This is a genomic window from Campylobacter concisus, from assembly GCF_015229955.1.
GTDB classification, from domain to species: Bacteria; Campylobacterota; Campylobacteria; order Campylobacterales; family Campylobacteraceae; genus Campylobacter_A; species Campylobacter_A concisus_AT.
On record NZ_JAAKYZ010000008.1, the window covers coordinates 1 to 24,947 of the forward strand.

Sequence of the window (24,947 nt, forward strand, 5' to 3'; positions counted from 1 at the left end):
CTTTGCTTTTGTATTGTAGTCAACCATGAAATAATCCTTTTTAAAATAAAATATTTTAATAAATTATAAAAACAACATATGTTCGCAACTTTTATTGAACTATTCGCAACTTTTATTGAATTTCACAATGAGCGTCTAGTAAATTTTAAAAATTTGTGAACGAGTATTTTCGGCTCTAAAATTTGAGCTAAGCGGTGAGCGAAGCCAAATTTTAGTAGTCGACTCTTGCGAGTGAATGAAAGTTTTAAAATTTGCAAAGACGGCTTGATTAAATTTGCATTTTTTTATTCAAAATGGAGGCAAGGGGACTTAATTTTACTTCTCAGGCTCGCAACTGCGTGGCAGACACGAAGTCCATCCCCTCATCCCCTTTAATCCCCCAAATCCCTCGCACATTCAAGGGGCATGCTCTAGTGCTTCGCACTGCATGCGGTCTAAACTCTATCAAATTTTAAAACTTACGAGCGAGCATATCACGCTTCTAAATTTAGTGGTGAATGTTTATGAGCCATAAAATTAGTAAGTTGCTAAGGTGAGTGAGTAAGATTTTAAAATTTGTCAAGATAGTAAAATTCTATTTTTTTAAATAAAGACTTTGAATTTTAAAAATTTATATATTTTTTGGATTAAATTCAAAGTAGCCAGCTGCAAATTTAGCAGCTAGCTAAAATTTTAGTTTTTATGTATGCGAAGGTAGCTATTTAGTGCTCCAACATAGGCTTTTGCGCTTGCCATCATAGTATCTATGTCAAGTCCATGGCCTATTACAGCCGTTTTACCCTCAAACTCGACCTTTACATCAACCTTTGCAAGTGCATCTTTACCTTGGGAAACGGATGCCACTTTATAGTCTTTTAGTGTGCCACTAATGCCACTAATGCGATCAACTACCTTAAATATCGCATCTGCTGTGCCATTTCCTAGAGCTGAGTCACTAATGATCTCATCATTGTGTTTTATGCTAATTGAAGCACTTGCAAGGCTTCCGCCACTACTTTGAAGAAGAGCCGTGATCTCATAAGCTTGTGGAATTTTTGTAATCTCTTCAGCCACAAGAGCCCTAATATCGTCATCAAATATCTCTTTTTTCTTATCAGCTAGCTCTTTAAATTTTTCAAAAGCCTTATTAAGAGCATCGCTATCAAGGTCAAATCCAAGGCTAGCAAGCTTATCTTTAAACGCGTGGCGACCGCTATGCTTACCTAAAACAAGGGAATTTTTCTCAAGGCCTATACTCTCAGCGCTAATTATCTCATAGGTCTCTTTGTGTTTTAGCACGCCGTCTTGATGTATGCCACTCTCATGAGCAAATGCGTTTCTACCAACGATAGCTTTGTTTGGTTGAGGCTCAATGCCTATAATACTAGCAATCAGTCTTGAAGTTGGATAAATTTCTTTTGAGATAATGTCTGTATAAAATGGAGCAAAGACGTCTTGGCGAGTTTTAATAGCCATCACGATCTCTTCAAGCGCAGCATTTCCGGCGCGCTCACCTATGCCATTTATCGTGCCTTCGACCTGCCTTGCACCAGCTTTTATGGCCGCTAGTGAATTTGCTGTAGCCATGCCTAAGTCATTGTGATTATGCACAGAGATTATCGCTCTATCGCCTACAAATTTTACTATTTCACTAATGCGAGCAGTTATCTCTTCAGGATATAAATAACCAACCGTATCAGGGATATTTAAAGTTTTTGCACCCGCATTTATGGCAGCATCACAAATTTCTTTTAAAAAGCTCATTTCACTTCTACAAGCGTCCTCGCAGCTAAACTCCACATCATCGCAAAAGGTTTTTGCGTATTTTATAGACTCGATTGCACGTTTTATTACTTCATCTGGGCTCATTTTTAGCTTGTACTCCATATGAATTGGGCTTGTCGCTATAAATGTATGAATTCTCTTATTTTTAGCTGGAGCCAATGCCTCGCCAGCTGCCTTAATATCACGCTCAACTGCGCGTGCAAGAGAGCAAACCGTGATATTTGAGGCTTGCTTTGCTATTTGATTTACCGCATCAAAGTCCCCTGGGCTTGCTGCTGCAAATCCAGCCTCCATAACATCCACACCAAGCCTTTCAAGCTGAAGTGCGATCTGTAGTTTTTCAGCTGTATTCATCGATGCACCAGGGCTTTGCTCGCCATCTCTTAAAGTTGTATCAAAGATTATAATTTTATTCTTATCCATTTTTGTCCTTTTTTATTTTTTATATTTAAATTTTAAATTTGATAAGTTAAGTAAAGAGAAATTTGCTACCTAAGTAGCAGCAGTAGAGAGTTTTTGATTTCGATTTTTGGTAAAAATTTACATGATTTTATGACGCCATTTTCGCTCATTCGCTCTCCTTTTTTTTGGAATTTTTACTAAACATTATAGTGGCTCTTACTATACCATAAAGCATATAGATGCTCATAACCAAAGTCGCACTTTCAAATGGATATAGATAAAGTATCGAAAACGCAACTACAAGAGCTACTAAAATTCTTATCACATGGGTTTGTTTTAAATTTATTTTTTTAAAACTTGGATAGCGGATGTTGCTAACCATTAAAGCTGCCAAAGTAGCTTCAAGTAGCATCAAGCACCACTCAAATCCCTCTAAAAAAGTATAGTCGATATAAATTCCAACCCAAAGTACGCTCACAATAGCTGCTGATGGAATAGGAAGTCCGATAAAAACATTTGGCTCATATGTACCAGTAGTGACATTAAAACGAGCAAGCCTAATAGCTCCAAAAACCACAAACATAGCAGCTATAAGTGCTCCGAATCTGCCAAAATTTTTACCAATAGTCAAATAAAATAAAATCGCTGGTGCTACACCAAAAGCAACAAGATCTGCAAGGCTATCAAACTCTACTCCAAATTTACTAGTTGTCTTTGTAAGTCTAGCCACACGCCCATCAAGCCCATCTAAAATAAGCGATAAGATTATATAAATAATGGCTTTAAAATAGTTACCTTGAATAGATGAAATAATGCTAATAACACCTAAAAAAGCGCTAGCTGCTGTAAATAAATTTGGCAAGATATACATTAGTTGCATCTTTTGTATGTTATTCATCTCTTTTTCCCTCTTCAAAATATCCCAAAAGTGAAGCAGCCTTTACGCTTTCTCCGACACTTACACATATCTTAGTATCTCTTGGTAGGTATAAAATCACCTCACCACTTCCTAAAAAACCAAATTTTCTAGATGCTTTTAGGCTAGTAACATTTGAAATTTCTAAACTTCTACTGAAAGCCCCAGCTATAATTTTCATAACAAATTTTATATTTTCTTTTTCAAAGCGAATAATAGCTCTTTCATTTAAAAATTCTGAAATTTTCATAGCCTGGCACAAAAATAAGCCATGTCTTTTTCGTATTTCAGCTACTTTTACATCACTTACAGCCCTTAATGTACCAACATCAAAAAAAGATTTTTTTATGACGATCTTAGCTACTTCATTATTGTCAAAATTTGAAGCACTGATCTCTTTTATCTTGCCATCAATTGGCGATAGTAAAACCAATTTATCATCAGAAAATGGCTCTCTCTCAGGGTCTCTAAAAAAATAAAGCCCCAAAAAAAGTAAAATAGCAAAAAGTAGTGGCAAGATCCCAAACAGCAAAGATAAAACAAATAAAATTAGAAAAAATAATATAAATTTATATCCTGCTTTCGCGATATAGCCACTCATTTTTATTCCTCTTTTTTACTCTTTTCGTTTTCTTCTATCTCTACGAGTCTGCTCTCTAGATCATTTTCGATCTCATAGTTTTTAATGATCTCTCTAACTCTTTTTCCTTCGATTGTTTCTTCTTCATAAAGTGCTGATACCATATTTTCAATGGCGCCTTTATAAATTTCAAGCAAACCAAGCACAGCAGTGTATCTTTCATGAAGAAGCGTTTTTACAAACTCATCAACCTTTTCAGCCATCTTATCACTATAGTCTTTGATACTTTGACCGCCATTTAAAAACGTAGTACGTTGTTTTTCAAGCACCATAAGACCAGCAACATCACTCATACCATACATACTAACCATAGCTTTTATGATATCGGTCGCGCGCTCTAGGTCGTTGCTAGCTCCAGTTGAAATTTCTTTAATAAACACCTCTTCAGCAGCTCTACCAGCCAAAAGTACATCTACTTCTGCTATCAGCTCATGCTTTTGCATCATAAATTTATTCTCTTCAGGTGTATTTAAAGTATAGCCAAGTGCCGCAAGACCACGTGGTACGACTGAGACTTTTGTTACCCTTTTTGCACCTTTTGTTAGCTCAGCTATCAAGGCATGACCGCACTCATGATAAGTGACGATTCTTTTTTCTTTTGGATTTACGCGGCGAGACTTTTTCTCAAGTCCAGCAATCGATCTCTCAACAGCCTCCACAAGATCGGCCTGCTCGACAAAGGTCTTTGACTTACGTCCTGCAAGAAGTGCTGCCTCATTTATGATATTTTCAAGATCAGCACCAGCTAAACCAGTCGTAAGCCTTGCAATATCTTCGATATTTACATCCTTACCGATCTTTACATCTTTCATGTGAACTTTTAAAATATCGCAACGTCCTTTAAAATCAGGCTTATCAACAAGTACTTGCCTGTCAAATCTACCTGGCCTTAAAAGTGCAGCATCCAAAACTTCAGGTCTGTTTGTAGCCGCTATAACGATAACTGGTGACTTATCCGCATCAAAGCCGTCCATCTCAGAAAGAAGCTGATTTAGCGTTTGCTCTCTCTCGTCATTACCGCCCATCGGACCAGAATTTCTACTTTTACCGATTGCATCGATCTCATCTATAAAAACGATCGCTGGAGCCTCTTTTTTAGCATTTTCAAAAAGATCTCTAACCCTACTTGCGCCAACACCGACAAACATCTCTATAAAACTTGATGCTGACATAGAGAAAAATGGCACACTAGCCTCACCTGCAACTGCTCTTGCAAGAAGCGTTTTACCTGTGCCTGGAGGGCCAACTAGTAAAATTCCCTTTGGAATTTTTGCCCCAAGTCTTAGATATTTATCAGGACTTTTTAGATAATCAACTATCTCTTGAACCTCTTCTTTTGCCTCTTCGACACCTGCAACATCATCAAATTTTACTTTTGGCTTTTCAGAATTTATAAGTTTCTTTGCACTTCCTATGCCAAGTATGCCACCGCCAATGTTCTTTTGCATACGACTAGCAATAAACATCCAAATGGCAAAAAATATAAATACTGGGATTATCCATGAAAATATAAGATCTCCAAACCAGTTATTTTCGCTATAAACGCTGTAAGTTATGCCATTTTGCTCAAGTATGCCAATGAGCGTTGGATCGTTTATGCGCTTTGCGAGGTAGATGGTTTTGTCATTACCAACGCCTTTTATCGTGGTTTCAGATATCGCAACTTCATTTAGTTGCTTATTTTTTAACATATCTTTAAACTCAGAATAAGCTACCATTTTACTCTGGGCATTGCTATTTAGCCCAAAAGAGCCACCTAGTCCGTCTCCACTAAAGCTTCTAAAAGCTAAAACTATAACTATTGCAAAAATGGCAAAAATAAAAATAGGATTTTTATTAAAAAAACCGTTATTGTTGCCATTATTTTGGTTATTATTTTGGTTATTCATCTATTTCCTTATAAACAAAGCTACTCCAATCGTTACTTTGTTTTATCTCAATTAGCTCCAAATCCTTAAATGTATCTTTAATCCTATCTTCGTACTTGTTTAAAATTCCTGACAATACCAAGTAGCCGCCTTTTTTAAGCGATTTTTTTAAGTCATTTGAGAGCATAAAAATGACATCAGCAATGATATTTGCTACGACAATGTCATATTTTTGCTCTAAATTCGCGATAGAGCCTGTCCAAATTTTATTAAATTTAACCTCATTTAACTCGGCGTTGCTAAGTGAGCTTTGCGTGGCTTGCTCATCTGTATCGCAAGCATCGACCTTGCAACCAAGCTTTGCCAGGGCAATACTTAAAATTCCACTTCCACACCCCACGTCTAAAGTAGTATTGCAACTTTTTGCATATTTTTGTAAAAGCTGCAAGCAAGAATTTGTGCTTTCATGGTGCCCTGAGCCAAAAGCTAGAGCTGGGTCGATTATGATATTTGTTACACCATTAAGTGGCTCTTCCCAGCTAGGTCTAACATAAATTTTATCAACCAAAATAGGCTTAACTGCCTTTTTATATTCACCTAGCCAGTCTTTATTTTCTTTTAAATTAAGAGAAATTTTTAAATCATTTGAAATTTTACGAACACTAGAGAGCCCTTTTGCATACTCTTCAATACCCCATGCTATATCTTTTAGATCATATTCTTCCCTGACGATGATCTCGTGATCTAGCTCTTCAACACAGGTAACTCCAAAAGAGAAAACTAGCTCTAAAATTTCATCATAAAAATTTGATGTTTTTATGCTTAATTCGTAGAATTTATCTTTCATTAACCAAGAACGTCTTCAAGCTTCTCTTTTAAAACTTGTGGCGTAAAAGGCTTAACGATGTAGTTATTAACACCTGCTTTTAAAGCTGTTATAACTTCAGCTTTTCCGCCTTCTGTTGTTACCATTATAATAGGCATATCAACATACTTCTGCTCTGCTCTTACCTTTTTAACAAGCTCAAGACCATTCATCTCAGGCATATTCCAGTCAGTGATAAGAACTTCGATACCTTCATTTTGAGTTAAGATATTCCAAGCCTCAAGCCCATGCTCAGCCTCAAGAATTTCTTGATGTCCTAACCTTTGTAAAGTATTTTTTATGATTCTTCTCATTGTTGAACTGTCATCTACAACCAAAATCTTCACATAATATCCTTTTAGTAAAAATTGCCCTATTCTAGCTAATTTAAATTTATAAAAGCTTTAACGCTATCTAAGTAGTTTAAAGGCCTCTTTTAGGTCAAGCAACCCTTCATAGTAGGCTTTTCCAACTATTACGCCACTAATCTCATTTGTGGCTTTTAGCATCAAAACATCATTTATATCGCTCACGCCACCACTTGCTATTGTCTCAAGCTTGCTATTCCTGGCTATTTGCAAGCTAAACTCAACATTAACTCCGCCAAGCATTCCATCCTTATTAATATCGGTGCAAATCACAGCTTCCACGCCAACATCTGCAAATTTTCTTGCAAGATCGACTGCTTTTATATTTGAGATCTCGCCCCAACCTTGCACGGCCACATAGCCATCTTTTGCGTCAATACCAACTACAACTCTATAAATTTCAGCCATTTTTGCTGTAAATTCTGGATCTCTAAGAGCAACTGAGCCAAGGATCACTCTGCTAACTCCAAGGTCTAAATAGCGCTTTATACGCTCTTCATCTCTTATGCCACCGCCCACTTGGACGCTTAAATTTGTAGCCTTTTTAATTTTTTCAATTGTTTTAAAATTTATCGTCTCTCCAGCAAATGCACCATCCAAATCAACCACATGAAGCCATTTTGCGCCATAATCTTCAAATTTCTTAGCAAGTTCACTTGGCTCGTTACTATAAATTTTTGCACTTTGCATAAGACCTTTGCTAAGTCTAACCGCTTGTCCCTCTTTTAAATCAATCGCTGGAAAAATTTCCATCATAACCTCGCAAAATTCTCTAAAATTTTAAGTCCAGCTTCATGACTTTTTTCTGGATGAGGCTGAAAGCCAAAGATATTTTCATGCCAAACCGCACTTGTAAATTCATATCCATAAGTTGTCTTTGCCAGTACAAATTTATCATCACAAACCACGTGATAGCTGTGTACAAAATATAAATACTCAAGCTCTTTTAGTCCTAAATTTAATGGGCTATTTTGCTTAAATTCCAAGGCGTTCCAGCCAATGTGAGGTATTTTTAGTGGCTTATCGAAATTAGCTTCATTAAATTTTACGACCTCACCAGGCAAAAGAGAAAGTCCCTCATGCTCGCCAAACTCGAAGCTTCGCTCAAATAAAAGCTGCATGCCAAGACAAATACCAATAAATGCTTTGCCGCTTTTTACGGCTTCTCTTACGGCTTCATCCATGCCATTATTTTTTAGCTTTATCATCGCCTCACCAAAAGCTCCAACGCCTGGTAAAACGATGTGAGAGTACTCTTTTAAACTATCAGGCTCACTTACTAAAACGCACTCATGTCCAAGAAATTTAAAAGCATTTATCACGCTTTTGATATTGCCCGCACCATAATCAATAATAGCGATCATCTGTTCTCTTGTCTTTTTACGCTGAAAAGATAAAAGCTAAGTGCCGCCATCAGCATCGCCACACCGCCTATTAGATAGATAGCATTTATGATATTTTCAGGTGCAGTGATAGCAAATTTAAAGACTAGCATGAGTGCCTCGATTGCAAGTGCGATGATAATTGAGCCGATAAATCTCACCATCGTCTTATAAATAACGCTATTTTCCTCGTGATTTTTACCTAACACCTCTTCTTCAAATATCGTCTTAACAAGGTCAAAAATGGCGAGGGCTAGCGTTAAAATGATAGTTGATTCAAAAATTTCTTCGACATTTATATGCTCGATGCTCTTTGAGATAAAGCTCTTTACACCGTGCCAAAACAAAAATGCGCAGATCATAAAAAGCGATGCACAAAAAAGTGTATAAATAGTCTTTAAAAATCTACCAAAATGCTCCTCAACAAAGCCGCTATCGACCATATTTAGGATATTTTCTAGGCTTATGTCGATGCAGGCGATAAATTTAAGCTCATTTTTTTCATTATAGATAGGCACGCTTGCTGTGACGCATAAACCTCCATTTAGGCTTGATGGATATGGATCGCTTAAAACGCATCTTTTCTCACGCACTGCAGTGTAGTAGTAGGCTTTATTTGCGCGGTTTTCGCCCTTTGGAATTTTATACTTCTCATTTAGGCTGATCGAGTCTTCGATCTGCACGCCATTTTCGTCTAAGATATACAGTGCGTCAAAATTTTCTATCTCGTGGCTGATCTTATCAAAGCCAGCTTTTATGTTCTCTAAACAAACTCCGGGCAGTCTATTTGGCAAATTTCTACTAAATAAATAACAAATATACGCCCTTGCCTTATATCTCGTGTCACTAAATCTCTTAATATCTTTTATAACCAAATTTAACCTTTTAAATTTAATGCGTGATTGAACTCAGGAACGATCTTTTTAAGTGCAGGTGCTACCTCATCATCTTCAAGCTGCAAAAGCTCACTTATCTGTGAGTTTAAAAGCGCTAAATCGTAAGGCTCTGAATGCGTTACAAAGATCGATTCATACTTGGTTTGCACATCATCTTTGTTAATAAGTAGCTCTTCATAAAGCTTCTCGCCCGGTCTAAGACCTACAAATTCTATACCCAAATGCTCTTTGTTTGAAAGAAGAAGCATCTTTTTAGCAAGATCAACGATCTTAACAGGCTCACCCATATCAAGCACGAAAAGCTCGCCACCTTTTGCGATAGAGGCCGCTTGAAGGACTAGCTGACAAGCTTCTGATGTAAGCATAAAATATCTTGTAATCTCTGGGTGCGTGACGCTTAGTGGCCTATTTGCAGCGATCTGCGCTTTAAATTTAGGTATAACAGATCCGCTTGAGCCAAGGACGTTACCAAAGCGCACGCAAACTATCTCGCATACACCTGCTTCATTTGAATTTAGTGCGTAAAGCTCGCAAACACGCTTAGTTGTACCCATTATGTTTGTTGGGCGCACAGCCTTGTCTGATGAGATCATGACAAATTTCTTAACGCCATATTTTTTAGAAAGATCGACTGCATTTTTTGTGCCAAGGATGTTGTTTTCAACTGCTGAGCGAGGATTTAGTTCGCAAAGTGGCACGTGTTTGTAGGCTGCAGCGTGGATGACGATCTCTGGTCTAAATTCTTCAAAAACCTCTTCAAAGTCTTTTAAATTTGTGATATTTACAAGCTTGCTAACAGTTCTTTTATCTTTTGTGTCTTCGCCTATTTTATAAAGATTAAACTCGCTGTGCTCAACCATTATAAGCTCACTTACACCATATTTCAAACACTGCTTACAAATTTCACTTCCTATACTACCGCCAGCTCCGGTGACAAGTACTCTTTTATCTTTTAAGAAATTTGAAATAGCCTCTGGGTTTAAATCTTTTGGCTTTCTAGCAAGTAAGTCTTCGATTGAGATATCCTTGATCGGCTCATTTTCGATAAGAGAGAAGAGCTTCATATCTCTTATGCCATATCCGCTTAGCTCATCAACTAAGGCTTGAAGCTCATCTTGATCTAGTGCAAGCGCGATGATAGCGGTCTTTGCATCATAATCTTTTATAAGGCTTGGTATCTCTTTTTTATCTTGCACTAAAAAACCATCACAATAAGTACCAACAAGATCACTCCTGCCATCTACCACTCCAACCGCGTAGTAGTCAAGATACCCTTGTTTTAAGCCGCGCAAGACGTGAAGCGCTTTTGACGTTGCGCCTATAACGATACAAGGCTCACCTTTGTGAGGTTTGTTTGAAAAGTCAAGCACCATGCGTTTTGAAATTCTTAAAAGCCCAACAAGTAAGCATGAAATAAGAAGATCAATGAAAATAACGCTTCTTGGATATGGATTTAAAAAATCTTGAATGATAAAAAAAATGATCGTAAATAAAATAGCTGAGCAAACGTGAGCTAAGAAAATTTTTCTTGCTTCATTTAATCCAAAAAACCTCCACGGCACCTTGTAAATTTTAAACATCCACATAAAAAAGAGCTTAAATACGATCAAAAATCCAGCCGTTACAAAAAGCCCTTGCACGTAGATATCTGGGATGTCAGCGTTAAATCTTAAAAGATAAGCCACATATATCGAAAAGATAAATATAAAAACATCACCAAGAAGGAAAAATACGAGCCTTTTTAACTTCGTTGCATGAAACATTTACGCATTTTCCTTGACTATTTTTATCACTCTTTCTTGTGTCTGCTCACTCATATCGCTGCCACTTGGCAAGCAAATTCCTTTTGAAAATAGATCTTCGCTATATCCATCGATAAAGCTTAACGCACCTTTAAATACAGGCTGCAAGTGCATAGGCTTCCAAAGTGGGCGACTCTCAATATTTTCATCTGCTAGTGCTTTGATAACTTTTAAATGTGCATCTTTTTTAGCAAAAACGCCAGTTGTGAGCCATCTGTTACCACGAGAATTTGGCAGTTCTGGCATAAATTCTAAAACATCGCCAAGCTCTTTTTCATAAATTTCAAAGACTTTTCTCTTTTGTTCAACCCTTTTTTCCAAAACTTCCATCTGTGCCACGCCAATAGCGCCTAGGACGTTGCTTAAGCGGTAGTTATAGCCATAGTCTTTGTGCTCGTAGTGAAGCAATGGCTCTCTTGCTTGCGTGCTGTAAAATCTAGCTTTTTCTACAAATTCCTTGTCACCAACTAGCATACCGCCACCTGAAGTGGTGATTATTTTATTGCCATTAAAACTATATGCACCCATCACACCAAATGTGCCAAGTGCCTTACCGCCGTAAAATCCGCCAAGTGCTTCAGCTGCATCTTCAACCAAAGCGATGCCCTCATTTTGGCAAATTTCGCAAATTTCTTTCATCTTTGAAGCTTGTCCGTAAAGATGAGTAACGACTAATGCCTTTGGCTTTTTAGGTAAATTTGAGATCGCTTTTTTAAGTAGTTCTGGACTTAAATTCCAGCTCTCATCGCAGTCTATAAAGACTGGAGTTGCTTTTTCATAAAGTATAGGCGAGACTGAAGCCATGAAAGTAAAGCTAGAAGCCAGCACAAAGTCGCCCTCTTTCACGCCAAGGACGCGAAGTGCTAGGTGAAGCGCCGCGGTTCCAGCGCTTAGTGCTAGTGCGTCTTTTGCTCCAGTGTAGTTTTTTATACTTTCTTCAAATTTATTAACATACTCGCCAAGTGGCGCTATATAGTTGCTTTCAAAAACTTTTTTTATATATTCTTGCTCTTTTCCGCTCATATTTGGTGGAGATAAAAAAACCCTATCCATTTCATCCCTTTCGTGATTTTTTGGCGATTTTAGCACTTATTTTTAAATTTATATCTTAGCGCGCTCGCATGCTGGCACGCCGTAAGCCTTTGTGCCATCTTTTATATCTCTAACGACCACGCTTCCAGCGCCGATGATGCAGTTGCTGCCGATGCTTATACCTTGAATAATGCTTGAGCCAATTCCTACATGCGTAAATTCGCCCACTCTAACGTTTCCAGCAAGGGCTGCATTTGGGCTAATGTGAGCAAATTTACCTATCACGCACTCATGCTCTATCACCGCACCAGAGTTTATGATAGCGCCCTCTTTTATGCGTACTTTTGCGTTTATCACAGCATTTGGCATGACGACCGCACCTTTTTCTATCACAGCGCTCTCGCTCACAACCGCGCTTTTATGGATCAAATTTACTATCTCAAAGCCAGCAGCCTCTACTTTTTGGCTGATCTTTTGCCTTGTTTTATTATCACCTATGGCTATTATGATGTCAGCTTTTTCAAGCTCTGGGCTAAATTTACGCTCACTAGCATCGTCTAAAAAAGCTATCTCATCATAGCCGTTATTTCTAGCGATGTCAGCGATCACAAGACCATGCCCACTCGCTCCGTAGATGTAAATTTTCTTAGTTTTTGCCATTAAATTTCTCCGTCGTCACCTGCCCCTCTTTGCTGACACCACTTCGTTTTAGCACCTTTTCGATGGTCTGCAAAGCGATCTTTACATCAAGCATAAAGCTTAAATTTTTAGCGTAATAGACGTCGTATTCAAATTTTTTCTCCCAGCTTATGGCGTTTCTGCCATTTACCTGCGCTAGACCCGTGATACCAGGGCGCACGTCGTGGCGGTGCTTTTGTGTTTCGTTATAGATGGGTAGGTACTCGACTAAAAGCGGCCTTGGTCCAATGAAGCTCATATCACCTTTTAGCACGTTAAATAGCTGTGGCAGCTCATCGAGGCTAAGTGAGCGGATAAGTTTGCCAAATTTACCAAGACGCTGGTCATCTGGCAAAAGCTCGCCATTTGCGTCAAGCTCGTCACTCATCGTTTTAAATTTATAAATTTTAAAAATTTTCTCATTAAGACCTGGTCTTGCCTGCGTAAAAATGACATCACGGCTTACCTTAAAATAGATAAAAATCGCCGTTGCTATGATAATAGGCGATGTTAAAACGAGCAAAAACAAAGCCCCCAAAATGTCAATCACTCTCTTTAAAAAATTTCTATACATCTATAAATTTCCTATAAATTTCTATATATCTTTTTGCGATTTGCTTCTCGTCAAACTCGCTTAGCGCCCAGTTTCTGCCGTTTTGCCCAAGTCTAGCACAAAGCGCCTCGTCATCAAGCAAAATTTTTATCTTTCCAGCAAGATCATTTGAGTCTTTTACCTTGCATAAAAGTCCGTTGTAGCCATCTTTTACAGCTTCATTGCAGCCTGTCACGTCACTTGCAACGACTGCTTTAGCCATGCTCATCGCCTCTAAAACCGTTCTTGGAAAGCCCTCTTTATAGCTAGGAAGTGCTAGCAAGTAAGAAGCCTTTAAAAGCTGTGGTATATCATTTCTAGCGCCAAGATAACGTACTTTGCCACCTTTTAAAAAGCTCTCATCTGCGGTTGATTTATTACCAGCAAAACCCTCACCCACAAAGACAAATTCGCAGTTTTTGTAGCCATTTAAAATTTCAGCTGCCTCGTAAAATTCTCGAACGCCCTTGTGCCACATGGCTCTTGCGATCATTAAAATGACTTTTTTATCGCCAAGATCAGCCGCCTGCGTGATGGCTGGGTCAAATTTGATAGTATCAACACCGACACTTTTTATGCGGTACACTTTGCTTTTATCTATCAAATTACGAGAGATCATATAATCAGCATCCGAGTCGTTTACAAACACGCAAGCATCGGCCTTTGCGAATGAAAATTTATAAAGACTCTCCATGACAAAACGCACAGCCTTCGTCTTAATATCATCATCGATATAAAAACTACCAAGGCCTTCAACCAAATTTATCACGTGCTTTATGCCAGCGTTTTTAGCGGCAAATGTACCAAAAACATTTGACTTGTGAGCGCCAGTTTGCAGCAGATCCAAATTTAGCTCGCCCAAAATTTGAGATAGTTGTTTTGAGTTATTTATCACCGTTAGTGGATTTAGACTGGCTTTGTCAAGCTCGTAGGTGACAGAGTGAAAGCTTTTAGCAAGCTCGCCAGTGAAGTCGCCTTTTGGAGCGATAGCAAAAACCTCATGCCCCATATCTTTTAAGGCTTGCATTATCGGCCGCCTAAAAAAGTGTATGCTCATATCAGCATGGCTTAAAAACCCTATCCTTGCCATTTTTACCTCTTTAGTTTATAAATTTTTGCTGCCCCATCAAGTATAACTGGCTCAAAAATTTTTAGATCGTACCTTTCAAGCACAAAAAGCTGGATGTATGCGCTATTTAAAATACTTTCATCAAGGATGATAAACCTACCATAATCTCTCATAAAAATGACAGAAATATTTGAAAGTTCGTTATTTTTATACTCTTTGACATTTAGCTTGCCAGCCTCGTTATAATCAGTCTCTATGAAAGATTTAAGAGGCAAGATGTTACCATCATAGATTAAATTTGTGACATCACTTGTGAGCGTAAATCCACCATTTAGTCTAATGCCATTTTCATTTTGCGAGATCGCTCTTGTGACGATAAAAAGGCCGTTGTTTAAATTTTTACCGCTTTTTAGATCGATCTTGCTAAACTGCAAAATGGTCGGAAAAATACCAAGCATCCTATCTGGCAAGTAGTAGTAAATATCCCTAGTCTTTGCTGGCAGGCTAAAATTTGCCTCTTTTATATCGCTAAAAAACTGATCAATACTTGTGTTTCTTTCTTTTAAAATTTGAGCCAAATTGCCATTAAATCGCTCTTTAAAATTTCTCTCTGTGTACTCAACATCAAGTCTTGCCATATTTGCCGAGCTCATCTCATCGCTTCCAAGCGCAAAACTCACGGCAAAATTTTCACGTCCAAGGTGCTTTCCGCCGTCAATGAGCGTCTTAACATCGCTGTAATATCTGATCGGATATCCATAGTCCCACCATGCAACCACGTAGTCCTCGCGTCCTGCGATGCCTTTTAGCTTATTTAAAATTTCAACCTCTTTGTGTACAAAAACCGGCTCAGCTTTGTAACCATAGATATGAATGAGCGCTGGAGTTAGAGCAAGCACGGTTATAAAAGCTCTCGCAAGATTTAGCACCGCTCCTTTTAGCTTTAAATTTGAAAGTATAAACTCTACTAAGTAGCCAAAGCCAAGTGCCATGATAGGCACAGCATAAATAGTAAATCTAAGGCCACTTTTAAAGGCTAAAAAGCCAAGTGCTAGCATACCAAGCGAGACGGCAAACGAGCGGTGTTTGTAGCAAAAAAGAGCAACGCCAGCAAGTGAGATCAAAAATGTGATAACATTTGCGCTGATCCTCTCGCAAAATAGCGTAAAATCAACGATGCTTGACTCTTGGATGGTTTGATTGACATTAAAAAAGTGAAAGCTCATGCCTCCAACTTCAGGCGCATCTCTAAAGACGTAAAATTTAAGCTGAAAAATAATCGGATTTAGTCCGCCACGAATTACAAAAACAATAAAAACAACTGCCAAAATACCAAGAGCAATTTTTAAATTTATCACCTCTTTTTTAAAAAGACAAAACGCATAAATAGCGATGATAGCAATAAATTTAAGCGTTAGATCAAGATTTGAAATGGCAAGTAAAAGCAGCGAAATTTCAAGATAAAAAAGTGGATTTTTCCTATCAAAAACGAGCGTGTAAAGTAAAAATAGCCCAGTTAAAATGCTAATAAGCGAAAAGGCACTCGCATACCACCACATATAAATAAGCACGCTTAAAGGCGCGATTATTAGGCTCTTTGCGTCCTTTTTCTCGAGTACTCTAATAAGTCCCCAGACGACAAAGACACTAAGTGGAATGATGAGCATATCAGTATCGTAGTATCCTGCCATCGTGCGGTTGTAGTAGCTATTTGCGACTACCGCAAGAAGTGCAGCGATGAAGCCAGCAAATTTTAGCTTATACTCATTTGCGATCAAGATAACTGGCACAGCGACAAGCGATGAAAAAAATACACTCATATAAATCATCGCTGTCTCAAGCTTGACGCCTAGAAATTTCACGATCCAGTAAGTAAGCGTCGAGAGCGGATAGCCGTAGTAGCTAAGGTCGTTTTCTTGGTGAAAGCCAGCTAGCATGTCCCTTGCACCCTCGGCAAATGCGTAGCCGTCGTTTGTGCTGATCATTAGCTCGTTGTTCCAGAAAAATACCGGATATTCACTCGCCCAAAAGACCCAGTAGAGCCTACAAACCATGCCAAAAAGGACCGCGACAAATATCATCAAGTATAAAGAGTAATTTTTAAAAAATAAATTTCTATTCATTAGGATTTTCCAAAAAATTTATAAGCTTGCTCGCTATATTTTCACTATCGAAAAATTTAGCCCGATTATACGCAACATTTTCAAAATTTTGCCTTATTTCAGGCGCATTAAGCACCTTTATCATCGCCTCTTTCATCGCATTTTCGTCATCAACAGGCACTAAGATGCCAAACTCACTCTCGCCCAAAAGCTCCTTTGCACCGCTCTTGTGCTCGGTCGAGATGATAGTTTTTTCACATGCTAGTGCTTCAAGCAAGACATTTGAAAAGCCCTCAAAACGTGAAGCACAAAGCAAGCAAGAGGCGTTTTTTATATGCCTAAAAGGATTTTTATCAGTGCCAAGAAGCTTTACTCGATCACCCACGCCAAATTTGTCTATCAAATTTTGCAGCTCATCCTTTAAAGGCCCTTTGCCAAGGATGCCAAGCGTGGCACGAGGGTCGTTAATCGAAGCGATTATTTTTATTAGCATGGCTTGATTTTTACCGCTATCAAGGCGACCTATGTTTATGAAAAATGGCTTAAAGTCGCTCTCAAGCGGCTCATCTTTTAGCAAATTTATAGTTTTTAGATCAAGAGCGTTATAAAGCACCTTTGTTTTGTCCTCGCTCATGCCAAAATTTCGCACCAGATCCTCTTTATTCCCAGCTGCATTTGCGAGGATTAGATCAGCCTTTTTATAAAGATGAGTGAGTAAAAATTTATTAACTCGTCCGCTTAGATCGTCTTTATATAAGATCGACGGACAGCTTCGCTCGCTGATAACTAGCCTCTTTTTAAAGCCCAAAATTCTAGCAAGCCCAGCAATATAACAAGGGCGGTTCATCAGCACAAACTGCATATCGATGCCCAAATTTTGACAAAGCTTTTTATATTTAAACGCAAGCATTGGCATCGCCAAAAAGAGCCTTGCAAGCTTCTTTAGTCCGCTCTCATAAGGATCGCTATTTTCTATAAAGTGGATTTGCACCTCACTTGGGATCTCGTAGGCGATGACCTTGCTCATTAAGATGAGATGAACTTCATAACGTTTAACCAAAAATGGCAGTAAATTTGCCACATTTCGCTCAGCCCCACCAGGCCCCATCGAGTATAAAAAAACGGCTAATTTTTTCACTTGCCAACAACCTTTTTTATAAATTCTCGCCACTGCTTGATGATGTTTTCTTTGCTAAATAAATTTGCACTTTCTCTGGCGTTTTTTGCTAGTTTTTGCCTTAAATTTTCATCTTTTAAAAGCATCTCAAGCTTATCTTTTAAATCATCAGCGTCGCCATTTTTAAAGATAAGCCCGTCCATGCCGTCATTTATAAGCTCTCTTGCGCCCACGGTGTCGCTACTTAGCCTAGCGCAACCAAAAGCGCCTGATTCTATTAGCACGTTTGAAAGCCCCTCGCTTCTTGAGCAAAGAGTAAAAATTTTTGCCTCGCTATAAAGTTTTATGACATCACTCATATGGCCTAGAAATTTGACATTAAGCCCTAAATTTGACGCCATTTGCTTCAGTTCGGCCTCTTGCCTGCCACTGCCTGCGATCTTTATCTCCCAGCCATCAAGTAAGCTCTTATCTACCTTGCTAAGTGCCTCAAAATAGACATCATAGCCCTTTACCGCCTCCAGCCTTGCCACGCTTAGGATGACATTTTGCTTCTCACAAATTTCAGGCACATCAATAAAAAGTGGGTTGTGGATGACCTCGCGGTTTTTGGCAAATTTATAGTAGTCATAGTCGCTTTTGCTTAGCACGCTTAAGCCATCTACAAATTTATACGAAAAGTCACGCATAGCGCTTGCGATTTTACTTTTTAAGTAGCTATGCTCGTGATGCTCGGTTGCTATTAGTTTGCTCTTTAGCCCAGCATTTGCCAGCACGCAAGTGACATTTGTCCAGTCAATAAAGCTAATTATAAGATCAGCCCTTTGCTCTTTAAAAAGCGCTCTAAGAGCTAGGATTTTCTTAAATTTTAAAGCCAGCCCTGAGCCAGTGATGTTAAGATTTATGATATTTATCTTTTCACTAAATTTATAAAGTCCAAGGTCTTCTTCAAGAAGAGCGATAGTGATCTCATTGTCCTTGCTAAGCTCATTTGCAAGCACGTTTAGCACACGTTCGGCCCCACCGTTTCTAAGTGCAGCTATGACAAAAAGAATTTTCACTTCACACCTCCAAGCTTTAAAAGCTCCAGCCACTTTTTATAAATTTGCTCCACGCTAAACTCATCAAGCCTAGCTCTTGCGTTTTTGGTAAATTCGCCCATTTTTGCTTCATCTCGCAGCAAATTTGTAAGCTTCTTGCTCATCTGCTTAGCGTCATTTATCTCGCAAAGCAAGCCATCAAAACCATCTTTTATAAGCTCTTTTGCCCCGCTAGTTCTTGTCGCAACACGCACGCAGTCGTAGTTTATCGCCTCTATCAAGGTATTTCCAAGACCCTCGAAATTTGAGCAAGATAACAGCACCTTTGCCCTTTTATAAAGCGAAGCGATGTCGCTTACATTGCCTAAAAATTCGACATTTGCGCCTAAATTTTTGGCTAAATTTTCTAAATTTGCCCTCTCGCCGCCATCTCCAGCGACAGCGAATTTATAGCCGCTTTGCTTTAAGCCTGCAGCCACTCTTACAAACATTTCGCAGTTTTTTATCTTATTTAGCCTGCCAACGAAGATGATTAAATTTTCTTTAGCAAAGCTCTCGCTGCGTATCTCTTCAAAGAGCGGGTTGTAAATTTTCATCACATTTTTGCAAAATTTCGAGTAATATCCTAGATCCTCGTCGCTTAAGACGCTAAGAGCATTTGCAAATGGATAGCTTATGCGTCTTAGCACCTTAAAGATCGCTCTTTTTGGCGCAAGATAGTTTGTGTGCTCGCTTATGATTATTGGCGTTTTTAGCCCAGCTGAGCTAAAGAGTACCAAGGTATTTACGGCGTCTAAAAAGGATATCACAGCGTCAAATTTACCCTCTCTTATGAGCGCCCTTAAGGCAAGCACCTTTGAAACTCTTTTTTTTAAATTTCCAAAAAAGCCAAGCTCATCGGCCCCAACGCCTAAATTTATGAGCTTCACGCCGCTTGCTAGCTCGTAAAATGGCTCGTCTTTGTCAAATTTAACAAGGCTTACCTCGTGATCCATGCTAAATCTTGATGCGATCACCGCGCAAACCCGCTCCGCACCGCCACTTCTAAGCGTTGATGTGACAAATAATATCCTCATACGCCAAACCTTTGTTTGATCTTTACTCTAAGCTTTGAAAGTGCTGGTAAAATGCCACTTGGAAGTGGGCTAAGCAGCAAGAAAATAAGCGCCTCTTTGCTAAATTTAATGCTAAGACTTTTAAAGATACACCTTAGCATCAGCCCATATTCGCCTGCTATTTTGGCGTAGTAAGCGGCATTTTTATACTGCATAGCTAGAAATTTTGGCTCATTTTTGATAGCGATGTCGTAGTGCAAATTTGCTGTTTTGATGTAAGCATTTGCCACATTTAGCGCGTGTTTGCTGGCATTTAACGTCGCACTATCGCTTCTTGCGATGCGGTAGATGTAAAGTGGCTTTTTAAGATAGAAGACATTTTTTTCAAAAAAGCGGATATAAAGCTCATTTTCGCCGCCAAAACTGCTCTCATCAAACCTAAAATCATCTATAAATTCACGCGAAAAAAGTTTAAAATACTCGCCATTTATCCGCCCGCAGTGATAATCAACCTTGCTCATCGCCCCGCTCTTGCTATATGGGCTTCTGCCAGCCACGACCTCGGTCATCACGCCATCTTTTTCGCAGATCGCATCTGCAAAAACGCACGAATACTCGCCACTTTTTAAAATTTCATAGCACTCAGCAATCGCCTCTGGCAAAAGCTCATCGTCATCGTCAAGCAAGCAGACAAACTCGCCTGTTGCGTTGTCAAAGCCGTTATTTTTATTGCCATTTGGGCTCTTTTTGTGAGCGGTGTTTTTTACAAATTTGATCCTTGCGTCATTAAAACTCTTGCAAATTTTACTCGCACTCTCGTCATCGCCGTCATCTGTTACAACTATCTCTAGGTTTTTGTAGCTTTGAGCTAGAGCGCTTTTTATGGCCTTTTTTAAAAGCTCTGGACGCTTGTAAGTTGCGGTTACGATGCTGATTAATGGCTCGCTCATTTAACCCCTTTTAAAAATTCTCTCATAGCCTTGAAGCTTTTCAAGCCGTGAGAAAAGTATAAATTTAAATGTTTTGATGTAGGCCTTTAAATTTGCCTTGTATCCCCTCTCAAGGCGCTCTCCCTCGATGTTTGAGCCACTTAGATCGGTTGGGTGCGCAAAGAGGTCGCAAAAATACATCTGCATATCATTAACGCCTAGCAAATAGTCCCAAACATCGGTCGTGCAAAGCGCATTTTTGTGGATTTCAAGCAAATTTTTAGCACTTTTTTTAGTTAGCACATATGCTCCTGCTCTATAAATACTTGAAAATGAGTGCTTTGAGACCTGCCAAAGTGGCCTACTTAGGCTAGTATCCACCTTTTTGCCAAAGGCGCTAAACCTGCCCTCTAGCCCATCTTGCATGCCACATATGAGCACGCTGTTTTCTGGCATTTTACTAGCTGCTAAAAAGGCCTCTTTTATAGCTTGATCACTCCCTATCACGTCGTCTTCAAAGATGAGGGCAAATTTAGCCTCGCTTGCTAAAAACGCCTCGTAGGCTTTCGCATGCGAGAGCGAGCAGCCAACCTCTGCTGGGCTTAAAACCTTGCCATAAGCTTTAAATGATAGCGAAATGATCTTATAGTACTCCCTCGCATTTAACTCTCTGCCGTCTATTGCGTCTATTAGCTTAAAGCTATCATAAGAGCCAAATTTCTGCTGCAAAAGCTCACGCCTTTTGCTGTCTTTGGCCAAAGAGATCAGATAAATTTCATTCATTTAAGACCTTTTAAATTTTTTTAAAATTTTACGCCAGACTATGCCTCGCTCAAAAGCATTAAAAAACAAAAAATATCCCAAAATATAAGCTGCACCGGCGTATATCACAGCAAAGATAGCAAATTTTAGCCAGTTATCTAAGCTCACAAAGTCTTTGCAGGCAAACATCGCAAGCACACAAAGCGCAAAAACGGCTAAATTTTTAAAATAAACCCCATAAAAGGTGGTAAGCTTTACCTCTAAATTTAAAGCAGTATTTATGAGGTCAAAGCCAAGAATTCTTATGCTATAAAAAATGGCTGCGACGATGACGATGCCATAAACGCCGTAGTCACTAAATTTAAGTAGCGCGATCTGCGCTATGATCGTGCTAACGCCAAGGATAGTGTTGGCAATGGCTGGTCGGCGAAGCTTGTTTGTCGCGCCATCAAGGTTAAAAAGCGAAAAAACAAAGCTTATAAACACAATCGGCACTAGCGTGATCATCGAGACATTGTAAATAAATTTGACCTCATCTGCGCTTTTAAAAGGTAGCCAAAGCGTGTAAAAATCAAGCCCAAAAACGACGAAAAATGCAGCCGGAGCGCTCATCACAAAGGCGATCACTTTCATTGAAAATTTAGCCTCTTTTATGAGGTCCGTGATCAAATTTTTAGAGTAAAGCTCGACAAATTTTGGCGCAAAGATACCGCTAAGCTGCGCTACAAAGCTCTCAAGTATGATAGGGGCGGCCTTGGCGACAGAAAGAAGACCAGTGGCATTTGCATTTACGAAAATGTTGCAGATAAATAGGTCCATACCTGTTAAAAGTATGCGATTTAGCGCATTAAAGCTGTTCCAAATGCCAGAACTTAAAAGCTCTTTGATCTTGGAAAAGTCAAATTTACTAAGGCTAAATTTTAGCTCCGGCGTGATGCGAGCTGACATAAAAATGGTGCTAAAAAAGACAAAAAGGCTTGCAACTAGCGCTGAAATGGCGATGTATGAGATAAATGGCTTAAAAAAGAAAAAGAGCGCCACGATGAGAGCTGCTAGGATCGCGCTTGAGATAGCGTTTCTGATGGAGAGTAGATAGAGCTTATTTGTCACAAAAGCACAAACCGTCAAAACGCCGTTAAATAGCCCAACGCAGAAATTTATAAAGTAAAAGACAAGGGTCATTCTCACGTCAAAGAGTAAATTTTCAGGGACATTTAAAAAGCTTTGCAAATTTAGTATGAAAATGGAGCTAAGTACCACGATAACGGCGCAAAAGAAGATATTTACAACAAGGACTGATGAGTAGTAGGTGTTTGCAAGGCTTAGATCTTTTTTGTGCCACGCATGAGCGACAAAGCGCCCACTGACCGAGTTTATGGCTACACTTACGACTGCTGCGTAGCTAACGATGGCGTTGCTAAGTCCCACAAAGCCAAAAGCCTCGTTGCCAAGGCTTTTTAAGATAAATGGCGTAAGAAAGAAATTTATGCCCATTGATACGACAAAAACAACGATCGAGCTTATTAGATTGATCAGCATTAGACTTTTAACCTGTAAATTTTTACGCCACTTGAAATGATAAATGGCTCAAAGTATCGCTCATCAGCTCGCTCAAATATAAAAAGCTGCACAAAAGATGAGTTAAAAGCATTTTCATCAAGCAACAATATCCGCGCATAATCTTCCAAAAAAACCACATAAATTTTAGCGTTTTCATCTATGATTTTTTCATCTATTCGTAAATCTTTTCCAGATCCTTTTACTTTATAAAATGATTTTACAGCTATTTTTTCACCGTTATGTATGATAAATTTTTGCTCATTTACAGGCAAAGTATAGCCGTCTCCAAGGTCAATACCAGCTTCACCAATGCCATTTAATGCACTAACATGATAAAAATCCTCTTTTTGCCTTTTACCAGTTGTGACGTCGATATAGCTATATCTAAAGATATTTGGCGCGATGTCAATCATATTAGGCACAAGATAGTAATAAACCGCCTTCTTTGCCACTGGTGGAGAAAAATTTTCACTTTCAAGCTGACTTAAAAAAGTATTTACGTCGCTTGTGTTGTAGTCTTTTAAAATTTCTTCTATCAGCCTAGTATTTTGCTCAAGCGAGATGTCGTTATACGTAACTGCCACTCTTGCGAGTCTAGCTGAAAATGCCTGGCCTTTTCTCAAAGTGAGGCTAACAAAGTAGTTGTGTTCATAGCCTTGCCTACCAGGATCATTCAAAGTCATAACATCTGCAAAATACCTTATCGCGTATCCATAATCCCACCATGAAAGTACGTAATCATCGCGCTTTGCTACCTTTTTAATATCACTAAGCGCAACTGCCTCATCGTTAGTGATTAAGGTATTTGGTCTATACGAATAAGCAAAATCTAAATTTATAGCAATGGCGGCTATTGCAAAAACCAAAAATGATAAATTTTTGACAGAATTTCTAAGGTCAAATAAATTTAAAAAAAAATGTAAGAAATACCCAAAACCAAGTGCAACAAGTGGTGTTATATACATAACAAATCTAACTCCGCCAAAGAAAGAAAGGAGTCCAAGTCCAAGTATTGGCAATGTAAGCAAAAATGGGCGAAATTTAAAGCATAGTAGCAAGTATCCAACAATGGCTGCCATCAATATAAGGATATTGCCAGACATAAAATAGATAAAATACAAAAGGCTAGAACCTTTTATTTCACTAATAAGGTTATATCCGTTTATAAAATAATATTTATCACTAATGGCTTCAGCACCCTTAAAAACATAAATGCCCATCTTTGAAATGATAAAGTCAAACCCACCAAAATAGATAAAAATAGCTAGCATTAAAGTAAGAAAAATAGCTAAATTTCTAGCTGAGAGTAAATTTTTATATTTGCAAAAAATGACGTAAAATGAAGCTATGATGGCTGTATTAAAAATTAAAATTTTATTTGCTATTAGCGGATCTTTTGTAAAAATATTTAAGCTTACAATGCTTATAAACATAAAAAATACTGCTTGATAATTTTCCAATCTACCTCGCATAAAAACAAGAGTGTAAAGCAAAAAAATAAATATAATGCTTAAAATAAGTGCATATGAGCTTTGATACCACCAAAGATAGATTGCTACAAAAAGAGCTGGAAGAATGATAAATTTACGATCTCTTGTATCTATTAATTTAATTAAAAAAAAGATGATAAAAAGTGCAAATGTAACATTTAGCATATCGCTATCAAGATAGCCAAGTGATGTCCTTGAAAGATACCCTGGTAAGATCACGCTCATAAACGCTGCCACAACTCCTACGTTTAGAGCCTTAAACTCATTTGATATTAAAATAACTGGAAGTGTGATAAGAGGAGCTAAAAAGATGCTCATGTAAAACATCACGCTTTCGATCTTAAAAGGAAAAATTTTGCAAATATAAAAAACCATAGTTGAGATTGGGTGATTAAATGGACTAAAGTCATTTTGCTGATGAAAGCCGGTCAGCATATCTCTAGCACCTTCTGCGTAATAGTAGGCGTCATTTGTCGTAAGCATAAACTCGCCATTAAAATAAAACTCTGGCATATCCTTTGCCCACAAGACCCAGAGCATCCTAGCTGCAAATCCAAACAGATAAGCAGCTAGAAATATAAGTAAAATTTTTAAATTTATGCTTACTTTATGCACTAA

Annotated in this window: 22 protein-coding genes; all 22 read right to left on the bottom strand. The window is 38.5% G+C overall.

Features of this window, described 5'->3' with window-relative positions; genetic code table 11:
- Positions 1 to 672 precede the first annotated feature (672 nt).
- Positions 673 to 2,187 (bottom strand): 2-isopropylmalate synthase, encoded by a 1,515-nt coding sequence (locus tag G6W45_RS08970; RefSeq protein ID WP_194168250.1) that lies wholly within the window; start codon positions 2,185 to 2,187, stop codon positions 673 to 675.
- Positions 2,188 to 2,332: 145 nt separating this feature from the next.
- The gene (pssA, locus tag G6W45_RS08975; protein ID WP_194168251.1) at positions 2,333 to 3,064 is read right to left on the bottom strand and encodes a CDP-diacylglycerol--serine O-phosphatidyltransferase; all 732 of its coding nucleotides are present in this window, start codon (positions 3,062 to 3,064) and stop codon (positions 2,333 to 2,335) included.
- Entirely contained in the window at positions 3,057 to 3,683 is a 627-nt protein-coding gene (locus G6W45_RS08980) for a phosphatidylserine decarboxylase (protein WP_194168252.1), read from the bottom strand. The genes pssA and G6W45_RS08980 overlap by 8 nt, the downstream gene beginning before the upstream one ends.
- A gap of 2 nt (positions 3,684 to 3,685) precedes the next feature.
- A complete protein-coding gene (gene ftsH / locus G6W45_RS08985; RefSeq protein WP_194168253.1) occupies positions 3,686 to 5,611 on the bottom strand; it encodes an ATP-dependent zinc metalloprotease FtsH in 1,926 nt (641 codons plus the stop codon).
- Positions 5,604 to 6,437, bottom strand: coding sequence for a 50S ribosomal protein L11 methyltransferase (locus G6W45_RS08990; protein WP_194168254.1), 834 nt, complete (start codon positions 6,435 to 6,437; stop codon positions 5,604 to 5,606). Before G6W45_RS08990 ends, ftsH begins: the two co-directional genes overlap by 8 nt.
- Positions 6,437 to 6,802: a chemotaxis response regulator CheY gene (locus G6W45_RS08995; RefSeq protein WP_002939933.1), complete on the bottom strand. Its 366-nt coding sequence runs from the start codon at positions 6,800 to 6,802 to the stop codon at positions 6,437 to 6,439. The genes G6W45_RS08990 and G6W45_RS08995 overlap by 1 nt, the downstream gene beginning before the upstream one ends.
- 63 nt (positions 6,803 to 6,865) lie before the next feature.
- Entirely contained in the window at positions 6,866 to 7,576 is a 711-nt protein-coding gene (gene hisA / locus G6W45_RS09000) for a 1-(5-phosphoribosyl)-5-[(5-phosphoribosylamino)methylideneamino]imidazole-4-carboxamide isomerase (protein WP_194168255.1), read from the bottom strand.
- Complete coding sequence (gene hisH / locus G6W45_RS09005) at positions 7,576 to 8,187, bottom strand: imidazole glycerol phosphate synthase subunit HisH (RefSeq protein WP_194168256.1); 612 nt, start codon at positions 8,185 to 8,187, stop codon at positions 7,576 to 7,578. The genes hisA and hisH overlap by 1 nt, the downstream gene beginning before the upstream one ends.
- Positions 8,184 to 9,080, bottom strand: coding sequence for a PDC sensor domain-containing protein (locus G6W45_RS09010; protein WP_103560684.1), 897 nt, complete (start codon positions 9,078 to 9,080; stop codon positions 8,184 to 8,186). The genes hisH and G6W45_RS09010 overlap by 4 nt, the downstream gene beginning before the upstream one ends.
- Before the next feature lie 2 nt (positions 9,081 to 9,082).
- Positions 9,083 to 10,864 carry a UDP-N-acetylglucosamine 4,6-dehydratase (configuration-retaining) gene (gene pglF / locus G6W45_RS09015; protein WP_194168257.1) on the bottom strand — a complete coding sequence of 594 codons (1,782 nt, stop codon included), beginning with the start codon at positions 10,862 to 10,864 and terminating at the stop codon, positions 9,083 to 9,085.
- On the bottom strand, positions 10,865 to 11,956 hold the full coding sequence (pglE, locus tag G6W45_RS09020) for a UDP-N-acetylbacillosamine transaminase (RefSeq protein ID WP_194168258.1): 1,092 nt from the start codon (positions 11,954 to 11,956) through the stop codon (positions 10,865 to 10,867).
- Positions 11,957 to 12,004: 48 nt separating this feature from the next.
- A complete protein-coding gene (gene pglD, locus G6W45_RS09025; protein WP_194168259.1) occupies positions 12,005 to 12,595 on the bottom strand; it encodes a UDP-N-acetylbacillosamine N-acetyltransferase in 591 nt (196 codons plus the stop codon).
- Entirely contained in the window at positions 12,582 to 13,187 is a 606-nt protein-coding gene (gene pglC, locus G6W45_RS09030) for an undecaprenyl phosphate N,N'-diacetylbacillosamine 1-phosphate transferase (RefSeq protein ID WP_194168260.1), read from the bottom strand. The genes pglD and pglC overlap by 14 nt, the downstream gene beginning before the upstream one ends.
- Complete coding sequence (pglA, locus tag G6W45_RS09035; RefSeq protein ID WP_194168261.1) at positions 13,180 to 14,295, bottom strand: N,N'-diacetylbacillosaminyl-diphospho-undecaprenol alpha-1,3-N-acetylgalactosaminyltransferase; 1,116 nt, start codon at positions 14,293 to 14,295, stop codon at positions 13,180 to 13,182. Before pglA ends, pglC begins: the two co-directional genes overlap by 8 nt.
- Before the next feature lie 2 nt (positions 14,296 to 14,297).
- Positions 14,298 to 16,397, bottom strand: a complete 2,100-nt coding sequence (locus tag G6W45_RS09040; RefSeq protein WP_194168262.1) for an STT3 domain-containing protein — start codon at positions 16,395 to 16,397, stop codon at positions 14,298 to 14,300.
- Positions 16,390 to 17,514, bottom strand: a complete 1,125-nt coding sequence (gene pglJ / locus G6W45_RS09045; protein ID WP_194168263.1) for an N-acetylgalactosamine-N,N'-diacetylbacillosaminyl-diphospho-undecaprenol 4-alpha-N-acetylgalactosaminyltransferase — start codon at positions 17,512 to 17,514, stop codon at positions 16,390 to 16,392. The genes G6W45_RS09040 and pglJ overlap by 8 nt, the downstream gene beginning before the upstream one ends.
- Positions 17,511 to 18,554 carry a glycosyltransferase gene (locus G6W45_RS09960; RefSeq protein ID WP_194168264.1) on the bottom strand — a complete coding sequence of 348 codons (1,044 nt, stop codon included), beginning with the start codon at positions 18,552 to 18,554 and terminating at the stop codon, positions 17,511 to 17,513. The genes pglJ and G6W45_RS09960 overlap by 4 nt, the downstream gene beginning before the upstream one ends.
- Positions 18,551 to 19,609: a glycosyltransferase gene (locus G6W45_RS09055; protein WP_194168265.1), complete on the bottom strand. Its 1,059-nt coding sequence runs from the start codon at positions 19,607 to 19,609 to the stop codon at positions 18,551 to 18,553. Before G6W45_RS09055 ends, G6W45_RS09960 begins: the two co-directional genes overlap by 4 nt.
- Positions 19,606 to 20,538: a glycosyltransferase family 2 protein gene (locus G6W45_RS09060; RefSeq protein ID WP_194168266.1), complete on the bottom strand. Its 933-nt coding sequence runs from the start codon at positions 20,536 to 20,538 to the stop codon at positions 19,606 to 19,608. The genes G6W45_RS09055 and G6W45_RS09060 overlap by 4 nt, the downstream gene beginning before the upstream one ends.
- Positions 20,539 to 21,300 carry a glycosyltransferase family 25 protein gene (locus G6W45_RS09065; RefSeq protein WP_194168267.1) on the bottom strand — a complete coding sequence of 254 codons (762 nt, stop codon included), beginning with the start codon at positions 21,298 to 21,300 and terminating at the stop codon, positions 20,539 to 20,541. It abuts the gene before it with no gap.
- Positions 21,301 to 22,818 (bottom strand): MATE family efflux transporter, encoded by a 1,518-nt coding sequence (locus tag G6W45_RS09070; protein ID WP_194168268.1) that lies wholly within the window; start codon positions 22,816 to 22,818, stop codon positions 21,301 to 21,303.
- Positions 22,818 to 24,944 (bottom strand): STT3 domain-containing protein, encoded by a 2,127-nt coding sequence (locus G6W45_RS09075; protein WP_194168269.1) that lies wholly within the window; start codon positions 24,942 to 24,944, stop codon positions 22,818 to 22,820. Before G6W45_RS09075 ends, G6W45_RS09070 begins: the two co-directional genes overlap by 1 nt.
- Positions 24,945 to 24,947: the final 3 nt, after the last annotated feature.